Consider the following 3,034-nt stretch of genomic DNA (forward strand, 5'->3'; position numbering starts at 1 on the left):
CTGCCTCGCTCGATCTCCAGCTGCTCAACATAGAATTCCTCGACTTCGACCAGGATCTGCTCGTGTACCAGGTCTTCGTTTCGGAACAGCCGGGCAGCACCCGGATCGGGCAAGAGAACGTCGCCCGGCTGTTCCGAAACGAAGACCTGGTACACGAGCAGATCCTGGTCGAAGTCGAGGAATTCTATGTTGAGCAGCTGGAGATCGAGCGAGGCAGGTTGATCGTTGAGATTGCCGAGACCAAAGCCGCCGCCAGTCGCGCCAGGCAGGCGCTAGAACGCCTGCAGGAAGTTGTGCCGGACATGATCCGGCGAACCCTTGGGTTCATGCAGGAATACGGCATAGAGCCGCCTGAGAGCGTCCAGAAGGCGCTACAGGCTCGGGGGTACATAGAACCACCGGATAAACCGGAAAAGCCGCCTGAGAGCGTCCAGAAGGCGCTACAGGCTCGGGGGTACATAGAACCACCGGATAAACCGGAAAAGCCGCCTGAGCGGCCTCTGAATTCGCTTGAGCGCGAGTTTCAGCATCGCCAGCAGCAGCGAGACGACCACGACGACGAGCACCAGGGGCCGGGGCTCGGGTAACAAAGAAAAAAAGAGCGCGCTTGCGCGCGGCTATTTGGCGGCGCAGCCGCCCCGGCTTCGCCGGTCCGACACGCCTTATGGTTTTTGAGAGGGGCGGCGGTTGCGCCGCAGTTTGTTGCGCCTCAAACCCCACAGTTAGCGGCCTCCCGGCCGCGCCAGCCCTTAAAACGCTGTCAGGACTTTACTGATGCTTAGGACGGTTGGGGGTGGCCTTTTGCTCGGTGGTGGCGGCTTTCGCCGCTGTGAGCTTCTGAGATCGAATTGAACAAGCACTTCCAGTAGTACCGGGGCGGAATGCCACCCCGGTACTTGCGGCCCTTCACTACCGTTTCAGGCCCGTACACAGTCAAATCGGAATCGCACCGCAGGGTGAAAATGGAGCGAAGCGGAATTTTTGCCCGAGGAGCGAACCAGGAGCCGATTTTAATCGGCGGCCGGAGGCGCGATAGCAGCACCCCGATGGGGTGCCCAATTCAGAGTGCGATATGCACTCTCAACTGTGCAGGGTTGCACCGCCCTAGATCATAGAAGGGGATAAAAATTTAACCCTTAATTTTCAATAACTTAAAAATTGCCAGGTAACACAAGCTGTGTTCCCACCCTAGAACACCCAGGATGTTCCCACCCTGGAACATTTGAGAGCACTTATCTAACTTTAAAGTGTGATATATTTGTTTTCAGTGTTGGGTATCTAACGGTGATTTATGTCTGATATGAAGCCTAAAGGGACATGGGTTCAGACCGAGAGAAAGGCTCATGAGGCATGGGCCGTTTTGATCGGAACGAAACCAAAAGCGGCCCAGTTGATGCACCTCTTAGTGGCAAACATGGATAAATCTGGTGCGGTGGTGGTTAGTCAGAAAGTTCTGGCTGAAATGATGGGAGTTACCACCATGACGATTAAGCGCGCAGTGAAGGTGTTGAAGGATGAAAATTGGTTAGACGTTTCGCGTGTCGGGTCTGAGCGTGGTGGCGTTAATGCGTACCTCGTCAACCGCCGTGTGGCGTGGGCGGATAAGCGAGAGAATCAGAGATTTGCAGCGTTCGATGCCCGAATCATCCTGAGCGCCGCAGAGCAGGACCAGGAGACGCTGGAAGGGGGCAAACCACCGCTACGGCAGTTGCCGCAGTTAGGGGAAACTCAGCTACCGACTGGTGATGGTATTGACCCGCCAAGCCAGCCGAGCCTCGAGGGCTTGGAGCCGGACCTGCCTGCGATCGTGCGGGACCCAGATGGAAACGAATGGGAAGTTAACCAGGAAACCGGCGAGATGCAGCGCCGGATTGGGGGTTAAGCCCGAAACGACCCGGTTATTTCCGGGTTTTTTTGTATCTGTTGTTGTATTGTGTTGTATGTTTTGCAATACTACATACAACACAATACAGAAGGGGGGGATCATGGCAACAACTGAAGATCGCATCATCGAGGCCGCTGAAAAACTGGAAGCCGAGGGCGTTAACCCGACCCAGGTCAACGTCCGCGACGCCTTGGGGGGCGGGAGTTTTGCCACCATAGGGCCGGTGCTGAAAAAGTGGAAGGAATCGAAAAAAGAGGACAGCCAGCTGGCCGAGGTTCGAGTACCGGAAGCGATCACCGAACGGCTGGACCAACTGCAGGGCGCCGTCTGGCACGCCGCTGTTGAAGAAGCGGATCGGCGACTGGCTGCCGAGCGTGAAGCGTTGCACCAGGCCCAGGAAGCCGCTGCCGCTGAAGTGCGGGAGCACCTGGACAGCATCGCTGCCCTGGAGGCCGAAGCAACTGAGTATCAGCGGAAAATCGTGGCCCTGGAGGACACCTGCAACGATTTGGATGCATCTCGGCACAATGCGCAGGCCGAACTAGCCGAACAGAAAGAGAAGTTTCAGCGAGACAAGACCGAGATCACTGAGCTACTTCTGAGAGAGTCGGGGTTGAAAGATGCAGCGGAAGCCAGAGCGGAGCGGGCCGAAGCCCTGCACCAGGAAGCGATTAAGCAAGGCCGCGCCGATTTGGCCGAGGCCCGCAAGGAGCACAAGGCCGAGATCGACGCAGTGAAGAAGGAGGCCACGGCCCAGGTGGAGGCCGCCGAGAAGCGGGCCCAGGAACAGGCGAAGCGGGCCGAGAAGGCGGAGAAAGACGCCCAGCAACGGGCCGCTGGAGAGCAGGCCTGTCAGGGCCAGCTGGAAGCCGCCCAGCGCGAACTGGAGCAGATGCGGAAGCGCATGGCCAAGCTGGAAGAGAAGGCTGACACCGCCACCCAAGAAGCCGCTGAACTGCGGGGCGAAGTGAAGGCGCTCCGGGAAGCGAATCCAGTCAAAGGCAAGGGCTGAAAAGCGCCAGAGGCGAGGCTAAGCCTCGCCCTCGCCAGAACCGCCGCCAGGGACTGGCGGCAAGTCGAACAGGGCGCGGTCATCGTCGCGCTTCAGGTAGCCGTCCAGGAGCCGTGTGAGGTTATCCCGGGACCACT

General features: G+C 58.3%; 3 protein-coding genes. All 3 read left to right on the plus strand.

Annotated elements, in window-relative coordinates; translation table 11 throughout:
* Positions 1 to 587: hypothetical protein (locus DET50_RS19485; protein WP_181800024.1), on the plus strand; the 587-nt coding region annotated here is incomplete at its 5' end.
* 704 nt (positions 588 to 1,291) lie between these two features.
* Positions 1,292 to 1,882, plus strand: coding sequence for a cyclic nucleotide-binding domain-containing protein (locus DET50_RS19245; RefSeq protein ID WP_113864302.1), 591 nt, complete (start codon positions 1,292 to 1,294; stop codon positions 1,880 to 1,882).
* A 103-nt stretch (positions 1,883 to 1,985) separates the two neighbouring features.
* Entirely contained in the window at positions 1,986 to 2,897 is a 912-nt protein-coding gene (locus tag DET50_RS19250; RefSeq protein ID WP_181800025.1) for a DNA-binding protein, read from the plus strand.
* Positions 2,898 to 3,034 lie beyond the last annotated feature (137 nt).

Source organism: Marinobacter pelagius (assembly GCF_003315345.1).
In the GTDB taxonomy this organism is placed as follows: domain Bacteria; phylum Pseudomonadota; class Gammaproteobacteria; order Pseudomonadales; family Oleiphilaceae; genus Marinobacter; species Marinobacter pelagius_A.

What these genes read in the sequence shown, in the direction of transcription:
- DET50_RS19245 (WP_113864302.1), top strand. Translation starts at nt 1,292, where the DNA reads ATGTCTGATATGAAGCCTAAAGGGACATGGGTTCAGACCGAGAGAAAG.
- DET50_RS19250 (WP_181800025.1), top strand. Translation starts at nt 1,986, where the DNA reads ATGGCAACAACTGAAGATCGCATCATCGAGGCCGCTGAAAAACTGGAA.